We start from the raw sequence: 17950 nt of genomic DNA, 5'->3' as shown, positions 1-17950 counted from the left end.
AATCCTTTCAACTAAATCATGTTCTCTCCAACGTTCCTTTTATTGTTTCAATTTCGATATACAGTTTCATCATTGCAACCTTTTCTTGAAACATGTATCTAAAGAAATAACAGGGAGCACAACTTAAAATCATGCCACCTGTTATTTTATTTAGCCGTTTGAATTTGCTTTCATGTCAATTACCATGTAGTCGTGGGCCGATGCCGGCATCAAGGTATTCTTTGCAAGGCCTCGATAATCCTTACCGTACATATCCCAAATATTGGTATTGCACATCAGTTCCTGGGTTCTGCCTATAAACTCACCATTTTCATACACCATGCCAAATTGTATCGGAAGGGCGTAGCCTCCTATGTTGTTGTAGGAACCCGCCAAAGAGAAGAATACATAGATTGCCCGCTCCTCTCCTACCAGGGTATCCAGTGCTTGGTGCTGACCAGTAATTGTCAGACCCACAGGACGGATTTCAGGAATTCCTGTGCCTCCAATGCCGCCCAGACAAGGCACATTCTCTGGCTTGGCCTCTGCACTTCCCGTATTTTCAAGCCCGTATTTCAGACTGACGCTTTTATCGGTGTACGGTCTTAAAAAAGTACCGTCTTTGACAAACTCTACCACGCCGCCGTCGATGATGGTGCCCTCCGCATCAAAGAAAGGTCTTCCAATATACTTTGCAGGATCACTATACTGTATCAAGTTAAAATCCTTGTTGAACACCTGCTTGCCCTGCTGCCCGCAAAGCAGCGAGCCGCCGGCACCATAATGCTGCCCGTTGAGTTCCCGTTCAAAACAGGTGTTGATGAATCCATAATAAACGTTGAAGCAATCCGTTGTCGATATAATAATCGGATAAGTTTTTCCCTCTTCGACGGTGATTACATTCTCATAATTTGCAAGAACCCGCTCTGCATGGGCAAATATCTCATCAGGCTCGAAGGTTCTGCTTTTATACGGAATTGCGCCATCGCTGATGTTGATTCCATCACGCATTTTTAGATTGATTTCCCCTAAATAATACCGGTCTTTGAAAGACAAATCCAATCCTTGGGTATTTTCAAGCTTATGCTCTTCTTCTACAATCCGAATAGAATTGCTGAAAATAATGCCCGGAAATCTCTTTTTTAAGCGAATTACCAAATCCTCACACTGATTCTCGAACGCCTTATAATCCGGCTCTTTTTCTCCTTCTGTCATATCCATGTGACAAACTTTTTCTTCTTCCGGAGCCGGCTCATACGGCACTTGATAGCGGAGCATTTCCTCCGCCCCGCGAAACATCTTCTCTTCGTCGCAGTCACTTTCAGTGTATTTCAGCCCAATTAAACCGTTGTCATAAACGCGAAAGCCTTTCTTCTTGCTCCGGCGCTTGCGAGTTGCGTCCAATCTCGAATTGAGGAATACAGCTGCATACTCAGTGCTGTTAATTTCATATTTTTCTCTGATCATTGCCATTCCTCCTTATACGACACTCATAGACTTAAATCTGACATACGGTCCGCCGTCAGAAGTTGCAAGTCCTAGCTGTGGCGGCTTACCGCAGCGAATATAGTATGCCGGCTTCAAAATAACCTCAGCCGTTCTGCCCTCGATGGCTGCCAGCGCATCTTTACATCTTGAAAAAATTAGTGATACAGCAACTGGTTTTGTAATCTTTCCATTTTCAATCAGGTAACATCTACCGGGCGCAATACTGAACACATCCATGCCTCCACCTGCGATATAGGTATCAGCAAAAATGCCCTTTTCGATTCCTTTGAATAAATCTTCCATAGGCATAGTGCCCGGATTAAGGTAAACCGTGGTCATTCTCACCATAGGCTCCCATGTATAATCAATCGCTCTGGCATTTCCCGTCATCGGAAGATTTAGTTCAGCTGCTGCAGCAGCATTTGTCATTCTATCACCGACACAGCCTTCTTTTACAATAGCAGTTGGTCTCGACCTAGTTCCCTCATCATCAAAAGGCAAATAAATAGATGACTCAATTTCTCCATCATCCACAATGGAAATACCCCTATCACAAAACTCCTCGCCCATATTCCAAATCTTTTCCATACCTGGTGAATCTACGAAGAAATCGCCTTCACTTTTATGCCCCACACTTTCGTGGCAGAGAAGTCCGGTATTCTCTGGAGAAAATACTACAGGGTAGGCGCCTGGCTCTACACTGACACACTCGCGCACAAACTCTTCTGCCTTCTGAATGTGCTCCGTAATCTCTCTGTCCACACTTTCATCAAGGTCAGATAACCGATGTCCAAACTTTTCATAATTTTCTACAAGCACATTCTCTCCGCAAGCAAAAGTTCCGGACAGTACCAGCGATAAAACCTCTTCATCGTAATAAAGATTTGCACCTTTGCTGGAATAAAACTCTCTCACATTGTGAATTAGAAGCAGCTGCGTTGTTAAATCGGTCATCAAAGAACACTGAGATACGTACTGCTTTGGATATTTTGAAACCACTGCAATTTTCTCATCCAAAGACAGGCTTTGAAATCCGTCCTCATAAGAAAGCTTTCGATACTGATTTGCCTCCAGCTTCTTTATAATCGGGCAATCGTATACATTGGGATTTGGCGTAGCCTTTTCCGCCAGCACATCAATTTCCGTCTGAATGTTCTCTTTTCCGGTAAAGGAACTGTAGTACCAGCGATGACCGTCGTAAATGCGAAGGAATATACCTTCAACATCTTTCTCTTTTATTTCTGCCAAAACTTCTACGTCATAAGTCAGCTGGGTTTCACTGTAATTGTCAATTCTAATATCCGTATACAGGTTTTCCGGAAACTTATACATAGCGTTTTCCCCCTTTATAAACAGTAAACGGCTCTTTGATTACGCTGGGTTCATCGTAAATACATTTTTGCAAAATCAACAAATCAGCAGCTTTTCCAGGCTCTACGCTCCCGTGGCTGTCTTCTACGCCAATGAGCTGCGCCGCAACGCAAGTTGCACTTTTCACCGCCTGCACCGGACTCATACCCGCTTCAATCATATAGAGAAATTCATCTCTTGCGCTGCCAAACTGGTTAAACGGCGTACCTGCGTCTGTTCCCAGTGCAATCTTTACACCGGACTTTAAAGCAAGCTGAAAACTTGCCCTGTGCGCCTCCTTTGCCGTTTGTGCCTTTTCTACTAAATAGGCCGGCAGACTGTCCTTTTGTTTTAAAATCTCATAGACCGCTACCAAGGTCGGCACATAGAAAGTTCCCTTTTCCAGCATCCAGCCAATGACTTCCTCGTCCAGATAAAATCCATGCTCTACAGAATGAATACCTGCACGCACTGCATTTTTAATTCCTGCATTGCCCTGAGCGTGAGTCGCAGTCCGAACGCCTGCATGTTCTGCTTCTTCGATACCTGCTCTCAGCTCTTCATAGGTCAGCTGCGTTGATGTAGTTTTCACGCCTTTCGTCATCACGCCGCCAGTTGCCATCATTTTCAGATGACCTGCACCATCCTTTAAAAGCTGTCTGACGGCCTTTCTCATCTCATCAGGACTATCTACCTCTACGCCAAGCTGCCACCCGTGACCGCCGGTCATGCAAATCAGCTTACCACACGGCAAAATATCAGGTCCTGCAATCTGGTCTGCTTTCTTTGCTCTTGCAAGGTCAATATCGATATTCCGTGGATCTCCCATGCCTCTTACATAGGTGATTCCATTTTTTAGCAGCGCATCCATATGGTTGATTGCATCTATTGTCAGTGCTGCATCGCTTCTTGCCGCTATAACACCGGGATCAGGACAGAAAGGATCCATACAGAGATGTACATGACAATCTATCAGCCCCGGCATAATGGTCTTTTCAGTACAATTCACCCGCTCTGTGTCTTCTCCAAAGGAAAGCTGCCCGTGGGGGCAGACTTCCTTTATCATATCACCTTCGATATAGACATCGTAACCTTTACGGCTCTCTCCTTCATATACGTCTATCACATTTGCATTTTCAAGTAAAATCTTATTCTCCATCATAATTTCCCCTTTTCAATTACAGCAGTTCCTTAAATTCTTCTGTTGAATACGCAAGTCCGGCCTTTTTCTTTTCAAGGGCATCCTGCAACGCCGCGAAGTTCTTCTTCGTTACTGGATACTTATAAAGTGCTATGGTTGCTAAGATAAAGAATATCGTCGGAATCACAGTAATCACTGTGTTAAGTCCGGACAGTACTTCCGGAGTCTGTTCTGCCGCCATACCGTCATAGCCGATAAAGGTAAGAGAAAGACCTGCAACCCACATTGCAAGGGCTCCGCCAGCTTTTTGGATAAAGGACATTAAGGCCACAATACTTCCTTCACGGCGTTTTCCATTGACAAACTCATCTACTTCACAGCTGTCATAGGACAAGGTAACATAGTGTGCAACAAAACATCCGTTGCAGAGTACCAGCCCAACGATATAAATGTAGAAGGCAATTCTATTTTCCAAACTCATAAAGAAACAGATAATACCTACAATAACCTGAATTATGGCTACACCCATCAAAACTTCTCTCTTGCCTATACTGTTACAAAGCTTATTGGCAAATGGGAGCATTACCATAATCGCTACACTGAATACTATCCAGAACAGACTCTGCTCCTCAGGAGTCAATCTTGCCAGATTATTCATAACATAGACTAAATTGGTAGAAATTAGAAGCAGTCCAAACAAAGCAAGCATCATAGAAATTGTCAAAATTTTAAAAGTGCGAATCTTAAACAGTTCTTTAAAGGTTGCCAGCAGGTTTTCTGTTTTCACATTTTCGGACTTCTGATAAGGCTGATCCCATCCTTTTGTGAAATAAACGCATACCGCACAAGTGATTAAAAGAATTGCCCCAGTAATCCATGCAGTATATTTCCAAGCGTCAGCTTCTTCTCCTCCATGGTTCAGGGTCCAGCTGAGTACCCACATCGGACCTGACGTACACAAAATTAGAATCGCATTTTCTAAAATCATAACTACAGTTCTAAGGGTATTTCTTTCGTTATAATCGGTAGTAATCTCTGCTCCAAAAGCAAAGAATGGAATTACCCACATTGTGAGAGTCAGCCAAAAACCCAGTGCTGCCACAACATAGTATGCCATTTGTGCAATTCCTGTAAAGTTTACCGGTGTAAAAAGCATAATTACAAATAATGCCAACGGAATAATCGCTCTGCACATATACGCCCTTCTTCTACCCATTGGGGACGTACAGTTATCCGACAATTTTCCCACAATTGGGTCTGTAATTGCATCCCACAGCACGCCGATTAAAGCAATCGTACCCGCTAACGCTGCAGGAGCTCCAGCCACGTCGGTCATAAAATATACGAAGTAAACATTAAATAAGTTCAGTGGCATCGCTTCACCAAATCCGCCCATACTATAGGCGATCTTGGCTCTCAAAGGTAATTTCTTGTCCATATGTATCCTCCTTTTCCATTATGGCACTGTGAACAGCCTTGTGCTGTCTTCTTTCATATATAAAGCAAGGAGTATGCCAATGCGTTTTTTTCAAATCAGCCGCTTGAATCCCTTAATTTTTCAATGATTTTGAAAAAAACTTTCGGCATGTGCCTAATTTTCTCCAAGAACTGCGTTTCATGTTTGAAACATTGCATTTTTTTAGTCCTAAAAAAGTAACATTTCCTTGACAGGTCGCCGTACCAGTTTTATAATTCTACCATATCATAAATGGAGGAAAAATACATGAGCAGATTAGTTAAAATTCAGCCTACCGTCCAGCAAGTTGCCAATGCCATATCCACGGTTCTAAACATCGAAACCTTGATTCTCGATGAGAATTTAAAGATTATTGCCGGTACAGGCCAGTATCAGGAACGCATCGGCACCTATGAAGCAGAAAGCCGTTACGTCGAAGAATTTCTGTACAAATACCTCCTGCGTGTAGGCGGCACCTATGTGGTAGACGATATCAAGGATCCCCTGTATGGTCCTACAGAATGGATCAGTGGGGAAAAAGCCGAAATCTGCTGCACGATCTCCTATCACGAGAAACATATTGGCATCATTTCACTGGTTGCTTTTACAGAAGAACAATACAATCATCTGATTGATAACCAGTTTTCAATTTGCAACTACTTAAAAAATATGGCAACGCTCCTTTCCTCCTATTTAGAAAATATCGACCATGTGCGGGACTTAAACGTGCAGTCTAACCTGCTGACTGAAATTGTCAACGGTTCCCCACAAGGTATTGTTGTCATCGATCGTGATGGCTATATCACTAATGCAAACAAAAAAGCAGAATACCACATTTTAACAAATGCTAATCTCAGCTGGGGTCTTATCGGACTTCATCTTGATGCATTCTGGCCTGCTGCCACCGCTATCTTTTTAAATACAAAGACAGGATTTCAGAACAGAGAGCTTCATTTCAAAGAAGAGAATATTAAAATCATGGCTTCATGCAAGCCTGTTTATGATGAAAATGCGCTGCAACGGGTTATTATTTTCTTTGACGATATTGCTGAAGTCAAGAAAACTGCCTACAAAGTGTTAGGCTCAAACACTATGAATTTCGATTCTATTATCAGCTGCAGCGATGAAATCGCAAAGGTAAAAGAATTTGCCCGTAATATTGCAAAAAGCACCTCAACCGTACTGATTACCGGCGAAAGCGGCGTAGGCAAAGAAATGTTTGCTCGTGCCATTTATGCAGAAAGTCCTAGATTTAGCGCACCATTTGTCACAATTAACTGTGGCGCTATTCCGGAAAACCTTATCGAAAGTGAGCTTTTTGGCTATGCTGACGGTGCATTTACGGGAGCTTCGAAAGGCGGACACATCGGTAAATTTGAAGCCGCAAACGGCGGCACCATATTCATCGACGAAATCGGAGAGCTTCCTCTTGCTATGCAGGTCAAACTTCTTCACGTCATCCAAAACAGGCAGATTGAACGAATCGGCAGTAACAAGCTCATCGATATTGATGTACGTATCATCGCTGCGACCAACAGAAATCTAGCAGAAATGTGTAAAACAAAGGAATTCCGCGAGGATTTGTATTATCGTCTCAATGTAATCCCTATCACAATACCGCCTCTTCGCAAGCGAACAGACGATATACTCCCTCTAGCCAAATACTTCTTGGAAAAATATGCACAAATGTTAGGCAAAGAGCATCTGGATTTTTCGCCTGAGGCCGCAGATTTGCTACTTCTCCACCGTTGGCCCGGCAATGTACGTGAAATCGAAAATGTTGTAGAATACATTTCCAATGTTGCCCAAGGCACATTGGTTTTGCCGGCAGACTTTCCGCCGCTCTTCCAGTCCCTAACCCACTCCAAAATAAAAGCAGACGAAAGAGAAACTCTGAAATCCAATGTAGAAAAATATGAAAATCTGGTTCTGTATAAACATCTGCAAGACTTAGAAAGCGGAGTCATCACTCGTGAAGAACTGGCAAAAAAGATGGGAATCAGCAGAACCACCCTCTACCGAAAGCTGAAAAAGCTGGAAGAGGGTTCTCCGGATCAATAACCGAAGACACATTGACAAAAGATAAAGTTCCAGACCTTTAAACTGTAGTGCGTGGCAACATCATCCCCATAATCATATATATTGCAATAAAAAACCTCAAAAATATGCATATTTTTCTCGAAAGGTGTGCATTTTTTGAGGTTTTTCTTTACAAAACATGTAAACTTTCAACAAATATAACTGCTGAACAGACGTAAAAAATGGATGGTTTACACAAACCACCCATTTTATTTATGCTATTAATCTACAGCTGTTTTCTTCTAGGATCTCTTTTTCCTAATTCCATATACTGTGCCGCAAAGTCCAAGGACTGCTGCGCCAAGCACTACAAGCCATGTCAGCATATTTGCTGTATCGCCTGTTTTTGGAATCCACCAAGGCAGTTCATCTGTATCTGCCGGTTCATTCTCGTTCAAAATATCCTTGATTTCGCTCGGGTCTTTGATATTCTTATCTGGTTTCCCGTCTCCATCTGTATCGATATTGGTATCTGGCTTGCCGTCTCCGTCCGTATCTACATTCAGATCCGGAATACCATCGCCATCGGTGTCGATATTGATATCCGGTTTACCGTCTCCATCTGTATCGATATTGATATCCGGTTTGCCGTCCCCATTGGTATCTACATTGATATCCGGTTTACCGTCTCCATTGGTATCTACATTTACATCCGGTTTGCCGTCTCCGTTAGTGTCGATATCCACGTCTGGTTTGCCATCTCCATCTGTATCCTTGTTGATATCCGGCTTGCCATCTCCATTGGTATCTACATTTACATCCGGTTTGCCATCTCCGTTAGTGTCAATATCTAAATCTGGTTTGCCATCTCCATCTGTATCCTTGTTGATGTCTGGCTTTCCGTCTCCGTCTGTGTCGATGTCCACATCCGGTTTGCCGTCTCCATCTGTATCCTTGTTGATGTCTGGTTTACCATCTCCGTTGGTATCTACATTCACATCCGGTTTGCCGTCTCCGTCTGTATCGATGTCCACATCCGGCTTACCATCTCCATCGGTATCTTTGTTGATATCTGGTTTACCGTCTCCGTCTGTGTCGATGTCTACATCCGGTTTATCGTCCCCATCAGTGTCGATGTTGATGTCTGGCTTATCATCTCCATCGGTGTCGATGTTGATGTCTGGGATACCGTCGTCATCTGTGTCGATATTGATATCCGGAATACCGTCTCCGTTGGTATCTTTGTTGATATCCGGGTCAATCAGCACTGGTGAACGAAGGTTGAAAGTCAGTTCTATCGTTGTTTTATTCCCATTGGCATCTTCTACCTCCGCAGTGATAAGATACTTGCCCTTTTCAGAAAGATCTATCTCATCAATCGGCTCGCCCGTAGCATCGGTAATCACAATATCATCTGTTTTAATCTTCAACGGTTGTTTATCTGCACCAAGCAAAGGATGCCCTGCCTTATCAACAAAGGCATATCTTGTATTAAGCAGCGTCTCAAAGTAAGATACATCTGCCACACCCTTTTCTGTTTTTTGTGATACGCTGTCTCTATAGATTCCGTGAAGTCTATAATTGTTTTCATCCGCTGTCGCACCGCCTGGTGGATCAATTCGTTCTACTTCTACCGGCGGTAATTTTTGACCCGGAATTACCTGATCTGGATCGTCCGGATTTATCTCACCATCTGATCCCGCAGGCTTCAAAACAGGTGTTGGCGGTGCAATATATGGAAAATCCTTATCTGGATCAAATTTTGTTGTATCATCCTCTACCTTTGTTGCCTGCGCCTCTGAGCCAGTATAGTTTGTTCCTCCGTAATACTTCGCTTCAACAACAAACTCTCCTGCCTCCGGAACCGGCGGCGTAGTTGTTCTGAATGAAACACTCTTCGTAACTGTCTTTGAGTTATAGCCATCTGTGGTTCCGGTTTCTACTGTACCCGCGCTTCTGGTTTTGCTGTCATTGAGGCTGACCAGATTTCCCACCTTTACGCCATTGATATAGAACTGAATAAATCCATCCGGCGCTTCACAAGTTGTTGCTTCTCCCTTTTTCGGTAGAACAGTTGCTGTAAAGTCCATCTGTGTCAGTTTCATCGCTTTCTTTCCATCAGCGTCTGTAACTTCTTCCATCGTAGGTTTGTAAGTCACATCTACAAGACGAGTATCTGCTGGTGTAATGGATGCTGACAGGCTAGTCTGATGTCCCCAGAAAGTTTTGCTAAAATCTGCATCCTTCGCATATTCCATGTAGTTTACTGTAATTGAATATCCTCCGGCATTTTTAATTCCGGCATCACTGCTACCTTCTCCTGTCGGTTTTCCGTCAGCGCCGGTTAAACGCACTGCGGAAGGCTTCATCTCTTCAACCTTAGAAATTTTACCACCGTGCGGCTGCGGTACTGTAATCTCCTGCTTCGCAATCTCCTCTTTGAGCTGATCCCAGTTAAAGGTCAGTCCGTCATAACGCTTGTTCAGCTGTTTTTTCAGCTCCGCACTAAACTCGTCCGTATCTACGGTAAATGTAACGTAACGCTTGGTTTCACTTGGATTTCCTGGTTTAGGAACTAGGTTCGTAAACGGATATTCTGTATCTATCAGTGTGCCGTCAGCTGCCAAAAGCTTTAGATTGGAAATTGCTACAGTTTTTCCTACAGCAGACGCAGGAAGCCAGAAATACAATTGCTTCGTGCTGTCCAGCTTCATAGCAAGACCGTATTCTGGGCTTACAGGCACGCCATCAACTGCAACAGAATAGCTTTGCAGATAATCGCCAGGCTGTAAAGTATGACTTACGCCGTCCTTATCTTCATATGCATAGCTGGAAAGGTCTACCTTTACCATAGTAAGGGAAGTACCGTCGGAACTGATAACCGACGCCCCTTGAATACTATATTTAGTTGCAGTTCCTGAATTCGCAGCCGGGCAGAAAGAGCCACCGGTGACGATAACTTTACCGCCTTTTGCGCCAACATCGAACTGGGTGCCATTGTTATTTGAATGCGGCAGCAGGGTACCGCCGGTAATCACGATCTCATGCGGCGTGCTTGCAGATCCATGACCTAAGTTATCGCCGCTACCGCAAGCGCCGCCAAAGGCGTTTCCGTGATCCTTTCCTGTTGCTGTAATGTATCCGCCGTTGATAGTAATATCTCCAGGAATTTTCCCAATATGACCGACACCTGCAGCACTTGCACCCCAACCAGCGCCAATGCCTGCGCCGTGATAGCTGGCAGTGGCATCGATGATGCCGCCGTTGATAACAACACCGCCGCCATCTTTAGAACAACCGGCACCGCCAGGGTAACCACCGCCGATACCTGCGCCCGCGCTGCTGCTTGTGCCATTGGTATATGCATTTACTGTGATATTACCACCGTTTACAGTAATTTGACCGCTATTTTCGGCTACATTACCTCCAATACATGCCGCATTTTGTCCGCTGTACACAGTGAGGGAGCCAGGATTTTTGCTGTCCATCAGCCATGCAGGATCATCTTTCTTTGCCGCCTCTCCGTTTATGGTACAATCCTTCGTCAGTCTGCCGCCATAGACCGCAACTGGGTTTTTGAGACTGTCATCAATGGTAAGCGCCGATCCATAAGATACATGAATACCTGCATTAGACGCGCCAGTTGATGGATTCAGTGTATTTTTGCTCCCATCCTTCAGTGTTAAATATAAAGTGGTCTGATCCGCCACAGTGTTAGGAATCAAATTAATCGGAGATGCTGCTGTATTTTTAATAGATACACCGTCCAATGTCAGATTTGCCTTCACGCCCTGCGCAATTGCAATCGTATGGGTATTACTGGTTCCTGACAGAGTCAGTGCTCTATTGGTATTTATAACAATCGCATTGCCGCTCAGGTAAACTTCGCTGTCGTTGGTCGTACCAGAAGTCAGTTCCTGACCATCATCTGCTGTAATGGTTAAGCCACCAGCGCTATAGCTTGCATCCAGTAATGCCGAACTGTCTATTCTGACAACTGCTACAAGCGCTTCCACATCGTCTGTCAAAGCATATCCTTCCGGCAAAGAAGCCGTAAAGGTGTACTCTCCCGCGGTTACGCCATCACCGATTTCGCCGAAATCCCAAGTGATTTCAACACTCTTTTCTGTACCATCCGCAAGTACTGCTTCGATAGACTTCGGTAAATACTCCTTCAGAAGTTCTGCTGTAACAGGATTCTCTTCATCTGCCGTAGGGCTCACCCACCATATTTTAGCCTTCTTGTCATAGGTCAATATCTCAGAATCATCTACCCATTTCCAAGAAGAAATTACAATAGGTTCTCTGTTCTCAGTATCATCGCCTGAGAGTTCCATGCCCGGCTTGTTCTCTTCTGATGGTTCACCACTGGTATGGTCTGGAGTCACAGTAACTCCGTTCTCACTATCACTTACAGTGTTTCCTTCTGCATTGACTAGGAATAAATCATTGAATCCAGCCGAATAAGCAAAAACAACCATAAAGCATAGCAACATACTAATTGCTTTCTTTTTTAATGATTTACTTTTCATCATTTCTCCTTTCTTAATAAAGTATACTAAAATATCAATAAAAAGCAGCAAGACAATATACGCTACACAAAATTATTACTTTTTACGCAGCGTCACTTTTACCATTCATTAGGGAAAGCATGTATTGACTTTGCTTTCTCTTTCTGTCTTATTACAGAAAAATCGCTCTTTATCTCATAATAAATTGTAACCCCCCCCCTGCATTTTGTCAAGCTTTATTCCATGTGCTAACGCTATAGAGAGAAGTCGCGCAGATGTCAAGGTTTTTTTAGAAAATATTTTACAGCAAGTAAAAACGGGTTTAAATTCATTAAAATTTCGTTTAAAAAAATGAATTTATGTATAGGAATTCAAAAAAATAATTCATAACACGTAAAATGATAACTAACTTTATTTAAAGAGATTTTACAGATTCCATAAAAATGTATACTAAATAGAAGTCACATTTTAAGCCACTTCAAACGCATTCTGCTTATCCACTTATCCTACGGCGACTAAACTGCCTTCAGAACAATCCCTTGTTTTTTAAGTTCTTCAGCAAATCGTTCCGAAGCCGTAATTCCGTCAAAAATCTTCCTTGGATAATCATTAACCCATCGTTCGGCTTCTTTAACAGAATGGCAATTCACCGTCCGGTCAAAATCTGAACCCTTCGGAAATCGTCGTCGAACCATTTTGTTGTTACATTCATTACTTCCGCGTTCATGTGGAGAATTTGGATGGCAGAAGTAAATATCCGTCCTCTTTCCTTTACGATACAATGCCTGTTCCATGCTATTCCAATCAGAAAATTCACTGCCATTATCTACTGTAATCGTCTTAAATATCTGATAAAACGCTCTCCCCGTGCGTTTCTCAATTCGGTTGATCGCTTTCCTTACTTCATCCGCAGTATGATATGATAGTTCTTCTATAATAGTCATACGTGTAACACGTTCAATCAGAACCAGTAAACATTTTCTATTAATTTGCTTTCCCAGAACACAGTCCCCTTCCCAATGTCCAAAAATTCCTCGTTCCTCAACCTCTTGCGGTCGATGTTCAATAGTTCTTTCCTCTTCCTTTTTTCTCGCAGAACATTCCCGATTCTTTTTTCTTTCGGCATCATGCCTCATGCGGTGATATCCACCTTCCGGCAAATCCAACCGTTTTAGTTTCCTAAAAAATCCCTGATCAATACCTTTATATATAGTATTAGGTGACAGAACCGGATCCGCAAACCCCTTTTCTTTATATTCGTTAGAAATCAGCACTGCCTCTGGTGAGCGATCCTTCTTCAAAATCGAGTTCTCAATATAGTCCCGCATTTCCGGATCCTTTAGAATTTTAGGCAGCGGTCCGGTCTTTCCCAAATGTTCACAATATTTCCGCTCTGCAATCTCTGCACTATACCTCATTTCAATGGTTAAATCCGTTCTAGTATACTCGTATTCCCCTCGGTGTATTTCATTATAAATTGTCGCTAAGCAGCAACCAACCGCATCCGCGATAACCTGCTTATGTATCCCTTTATTCAACATCCGTTCTATAGTCTGTCTTTCATCCCAGGTTAAATGATCTCCACTTTTTTTCTTTTCACTTTTGTTTCTACTCCGCATGGCCTGGTAGTATTCTGTACTTCCTGGTTCTGGTTTCTTTATACCCATATTTTCCTGTACCTTTCCCTTCATGTTTCATGCCAATTAATTTATCCTATATCCAATTATATCTGACCGACTGTCTCTTCGGTTCAAAAGTATTTTATACTAAGTATAACAGAAAATCATTACCATTCATTTCCAGATTTACTCTGCAGACAAAACTACACTTCAAATTGTGATTCCTTTTTAGCTGTAATCTCCTTTTGCAGCTGTTCATAATCCTCTTTATTCAGCCAATGTTCCAATGTGTCATCCAGACTCCTGCGCAGCCATGCCAATGCTTCACGTAACTGATAATTATCCGTACGGCAATAAGGTAAAATACGATGTCTTTGCTGTGGCGTTTCGATTCGATATAAAGCTGCAGCTGCATATTCGTTGCCCTTAGCTGCTGATTTCGCATACCATTCTCTTGCGCTGTTAATATCTCCACTCTGCTTTGCCAATGTCCCCAACTGGTACATCGCCAAAGTATTATCCAAATCTGCAGATGATCGAAGATATTCAACAGCCTTTTCATAGTTAATAGCTGTTCCCTGACCTCGAAGATACATCATGCCAACTCGATAGTTTAACATATCATCCTTAGGTTCCATCTGCAAAAATTCGTGCAACGCACTCTGATAGTATTGGTATGCCTTCTCTTCATTTACTCTTGTTCCAATTCCGTTTTCATAAAGGGCTCCTGCCTTGAATGCTGCAAACGCATTATCATGATCAGCTGCGCTAATAAAATAGCCCAATGCTTTTTCCTCATCTCCTACTACACCCTCACCTGAAAGATACAGTTTCCCCAGCTGGTACATCGCCAAGGCATTATCCAAATCTGCAGATGCTTGGAGATGTTCAACAGCCTTTTCATAGTCAATAGGTGTTCCTTTCCCATGAAGATACATCATGCCAATTCGGTAATATAATGTTTCATCTTTTTCTTCTACTTTCAAATACTGCTGCAAGGCTTTTTCGTAAAATGCATAGGATGCGTCCGAATCAGGCTGTACAATTTTCCCTTTCTCATAAATCTGCCCTAACTGATACATCGCATACATGTTCTCATTCTCCACAGCCTGCTTCAAATATTCAATTCCTTTTTCTACATTTTTCTCTGGATTCTCATCCATAAGATGCAGTCTTCCAAGCTGATAAATAGCAAGCTGATGATTTAACTCTGCAGCTTCATGTAAAAATGCTTCTGCAGATCTATAATCAACCGCAGTTCCACGGCCATTTAGATACATGGTTCCGATTCGGTACAGCATATTATCATCTTTTCCATCCTGTTTTAAAAATGCATAGAGTGCATCTGCATAATAGAAATATGCTTTTTCTACGTTTTTATCAGCCACTTCTCCCTGTTCATAAATTTGTCCTAATTTGTACTGTGCATACGGATTATTCAATTCTGCAGCATCTATGTAATAATTCAGCGCTATATCCACATTCCGCTCCACTCCATTGCCTTGCAGGTATAGTCCTCCTAACAAATACATGGCATAACTGTGTTCTTCATCTGCAGCTTCCTGCAAATAGATTGCCGCCTTTTTTGCATCTTTTTCAGTTCCCTGTCCATATAAATGTTGTTTTCCTATCCGGTAGGCACAATATCTAGGATTACTTTCATAGCAAGCCATGAATCCTTTCAACGCTTCTTCATAATATGACTGGGCCAGCTCTTCATCAGGATCCACACCACGTCCAAAATGATAGATATTTCCCAGTTCGCCTATAGCTAAGACATTACCATTTTGAGATAATTGCTGCAGTGTCTCCATCGCATCAGCATAATTATGGTCAACGTATATCAAATCTCGTGTTTCACTGTATCCGTCTTTCCAGTTAAGATAATATTCCTTTAACTTTTCTGGTTCAAACAACAACTCAGCTGCTACATCATCACAATCACCCAAAATTTCTTCCTGCAAATCCGGTTCCGGTGCTTTTTCCTGTTCTTCATTTTCCCGTGCGTCCTCTTGCCAGTCAGGTTCTAATGCCTCCGGCTCCGGCTCTGGCATCAGAATAGTCTCTTCCGTCTGCTTCACAGACTTATCATAATCTTTCAGTTGCCGTAAAATTGCATTTCCCATTCGGTAATATAGGTCATCCAGTTTATTCAGCATGTATGGATCATTATTCTCGCCATATGCTGCCTGGTATCGATTCTCTTGCAGCCTTAATTTAGCCTGTAGGATTTCAAAATCGCCCTCATGGTATTTCTTTATATATAGCTCTGTCAAATCGTCAATTTCTGTCCTTAGATGTGACATTGCACTGTTTCTGTAATTGCATACACCCTTGTTTTCCGGCAGCTTTTCATAAAGCGCAAGAAAACGGCTGCGAAATTCTTTATCATCATACAGTACATACTCTTTCATACTTTGTACCAACCTCTGACGGATTAAATTATTAATCTCGATATTCAATTCCTTGTCATTGACCAGCTCACTAACGATTGTACTTTTTGCCGTTTTTAGACTGCTTTCCCGAAACCGACCTACGTATTCTTCCTTTTCTACAATATTTCCTTTTTCATCCAAGATAGGTATCCGCTCCATCTTTCCTGTTTCTGGATTCAATTCTTTCTTATACTGCCATTTCCCATCCACCTGTACGACTTCGTACTGCTCATACCGCTTTTTCGGGCGCATCGGTACTGGCTCTACGGTACTGATATGCACATGAATATTGTCAGTATTGTAGTGAAACGATGCTGACCAAATACCGTTCTGCAATCCCTCTTTCTCCAGCATTTTATTGATTGCGCTTCTGGCCACATTCCGCATCCTTTTCTCATCCAAAATCTGCAGAGTGCTGTCATATACGCCCATCTGTGCAAGCCAGTCATTATCAAAAGACAGCACTGTTTGCCACATCAGGCTGCCTTTGTCCTGTGCATCTGTATATACTGTTTTTAGACTCTGTATCTCATCCTTGCTCAAATTATCCTTTTGTGCCGTAAAAAGACCTGATATTTTTTCTGGTTTTTCAAAATCCATGCCCAAGGACTTATCAGGATTTCCCATGTAGTCCATATATCCGGCAAAGATGTCATACTCCTCAATGTATTTCCTCCGCACCGCTTCCGGTCTATCAATATAAGAAATAAAACCTGCAAAGTATTTCTGATCCGGTCCGCAAAATGTCGTCACCACAACAACGCCCGGTGATTTATTACTCAATACTGCTCACTCCCTTCATCTATCAATCCTTCTAGCTTTGCAAAAATACGTTCGCAGCGTGTAACAAGTCTTTGGAGATTCTCCTGTTCTGCACGCTGCAGCGCAAGTAAATCGGTTGCAAATGCCCTATATTTCTGGTCAAGGGTTTCCACTTCTGTACGCATTGCATAACCGTCCATGAGCTGGCGCACAAGTTCTGACATACTGATATCTCTTTCCTTTGCTGCCTTTTTCAACATGGTATGCGTACGTTCATCCACGTTTCTTACATAAATCGTTTTCACTTCTTAACGCCTCCTTGCTTTTGTCTGCGGTCATCTTTTAGTTGCTTCTCACGCTCTAGCTTGCGCTTCCACTGACGCTGGGATTCTTCTATCACTGGCGATGGTTCCCGATCTGCAGAATAGCATGCAGTATATCCTCTTTCAATCAGGATTGTATTCACTGCGTCAAGGGTAAGCTGCACAACCTGCTCTGTTTGTCTTGCTGCAGCTCTGGTGCTTTCCAGGACTTCTGCATATCTCTCATAAATAATCTGGGCAAAACGCTCTTCCATGGATTGTCTCACATTATGCTGCAGGAGGATATATTCCAAAGCCGCTGTTTCTGATTTTAAATGCCTTTCTTCCATGACTTGATGGATGATTTCTAAGGACTTTTCTGATAAAATGTAATTTTTGCGTACCAAGTTAAGGACTCCTTTCCGATTATTGCATACAGATGATTTCTGTATAATGAGGAAAAAGTGCAAGCGAGGAAAACCTCTGGCACTGCCAGAGTTGCACAGAATGTGCAAGCGGTTTTCCCTTATGCTCTTTTCCAGTATAAAAGAAGAAACGAGAGGACGAGTTTCCACCGATGAGGAATGTCCGAAGGACTGACGACTCTTCAGGTTCATGTTAGCACCCCCTCATCAAAAAATCCAAAAGCTGCTGCGTTAATACAATCTCCTTTTGAAATTGAGGACGTAGGATTACATTCCAGCGTCCGCCTTCCTCCACTGTTATAACCCCCACATGCTTGGCATCCTCTATCATTCTCCGATACCGATTCAGGATAATCTGTGCTTTTTCTTGAGGCATGACAATCCAACTTTTGTGGCAAAACTCCACATTGGCTTTTGCCTGTAAAATGACTTTTTTCACATCGTTTAATTTAAACTCAAATGC

Annotated in this window: 11 protein-coding genes; 1 reads left to right on the top strand and 10 read right to left on the bottom strand. The window is 42.6% G+C overall.

The window, feature by feature from the left end; genetic code table 11:
* Window positions 1-150: 150 nt before the first annotated feature.
* Genes D1151_RS14620 through D1151_RS14605 form a run of 4 tightly spaced genes read right to left on the bottom strand, consistent with a single transcriptional unit; the run spans window position 151 to window position 5396 of the window.
* On the bottom strand, window positions 151-1446 hold the full coding sequence (locus tag D1151_RS14620; RefSeq protein ID WP_161909380.1) for a metallopeptidase TldD-related protein: 1296 nt from the start codon (window positions 1444-1446) through the stop codon (window positions 151-153).
* 12 nt (window positions 1447-1458) lie between these two features.
* The gene (locus tag D1151_RS14615) at window positions 1459-2799 is read right to left on the bottom strand and encodes a TldD/PmbA family protein (protein ID WP_160200450.1); all 1341 of its coding nucleotides are present in this window, start codon (window positions 2797-2799) and stop codon (window positions 1459-1461) included.
* Window positions 2792-3979 carry an amidohydrolase family protein gene (locus D1151_RS14610; RefSeq protein WP_160200451.1) on the bottom strand — a complete coding sequence of 396 codons (1188 nt, stop codon included), beginning with the start codon at window positions 3977-3979 and terminating at the stop codon, window positions 2792-2794. Before D1151_RS14610 ends, D1151_RS14615 begins: the two co-directional genes overlap by 8 nt.
* A 16-nt stretch (window positions 3980-3995) precedes the next feature.
* A complete protein-coding gene (locus D1151_RS14605) occupies window positions 3996-5396 on the bottom strand; it encodes an MFS transporter (protein ID WP_160200452.1) in 1401 nt (466 codons plus the stop codon).
* 285 nt (window positions 5397-5681) lie between these two features.
* Between D1151_RS14605 and D1151_RS14600 the strand changes: the two genes are divergently transcribed.
* The gene (locus D1151_RS14600; protein ID WP_161909379.1) at window positions 5682-7475 is read left to right on the top strand and encodes a sigma-54-dependent Fis family transcriptional regulator; all 1794 of its coding nucleotides are present in this window, start codon (window positions 5682-5684) and stop codon (window positions 7473-7475) included.
* A 260-nt stretch (window positions 7476-7735) separates the two neighbouring features.
* Here the strand turns inward: D1151_RS14600 and D1151_RS14595 are convergent, their stop codons facing one another.
* The 6 genes from D1151_RS14595 to D1151_RS14570 form a co-directional block, all read right to left on the bottom strand.
* The gene (locus tag D1151_RS14595; protein WP_161909378.1) at window positions 7736-11965 is read right to left on the bottom strand and encodes an Ig-like domain-containing protein; all 4230 of its coding nucleotides are present in this window, start codon (window positions 11963-11965) and stop codon (window positions 7736-7738) included.
* A gap of 494 nt (window positions 11966-12459) precedes the next feature.
* Window positions 12460-13611: an IS30 family transposase gene (locus tag D1151_RS14590; protein WP_161909377.1), complete on the bottom strand. Its 1152-nt coding sequence runs from the start codon at window positions 13609-13611 to the stop codon at window positions 12460-12462.
* A gap of 155 nt (window positions 13612-13766) precedes the next feature.
* Window positions 13767-16781 (bottom strand): MobP2 family relaxase, encoded by a 3015-nt coding sequence (gene mobP2 / locus D1151_RS14585; protein ID WP_160202600.1) that lies wholly within the window; start codon window positions 16779-16781, stop codon window positions 13767-13769.
* Entirely contained in the window at window positions 16778-17065 is a 288-nt protein-coding gene (locus D1151_RS14580; protein WP_161909376.1) for a hypothetical protein, read from the bottom strand. The genes mobP2 and D1151_RS14580 overlap by 4 nt, the downstream gene beginning before the upstream one ends.
* Window positions 17062-17469, bottom strand: a complete 408-nt coding sequence (locus tag D1151_RS14575) for a hypothetical protein (RefSeq protein ID WP_161909375.1) — start codon at window positions 17467-17469, stop codon at window positions 17062-17064. The genes D1151_RS14580 and D1151_RS14575 overlap by 4 nt, the downstream gene beginning before the upstream one ends.
* A gap of 211 nt (window positions 17470-17680) precedes the next feature.
* Window positions 17681-17950 (bottom strand): hypothetical protein (locus tag D1151_RS14570; protein ID WP_306770901.1); only part of this gene is annotated, 270 nt, incomplete at its 5' end.

Source organism: Emergencia sp. 1XD21-10, from assembly GCF_009936045.1.
Classification (GTDB): Bacteria; Bacillota; Clostridia; order Peptostreptococcales; family Anaerovoracaceae; genus Senimuribacter; species Senimuribacter intestinalis.
This window is presented reverse-complemented; position numbering and strand designations above follow the sequence as displayed.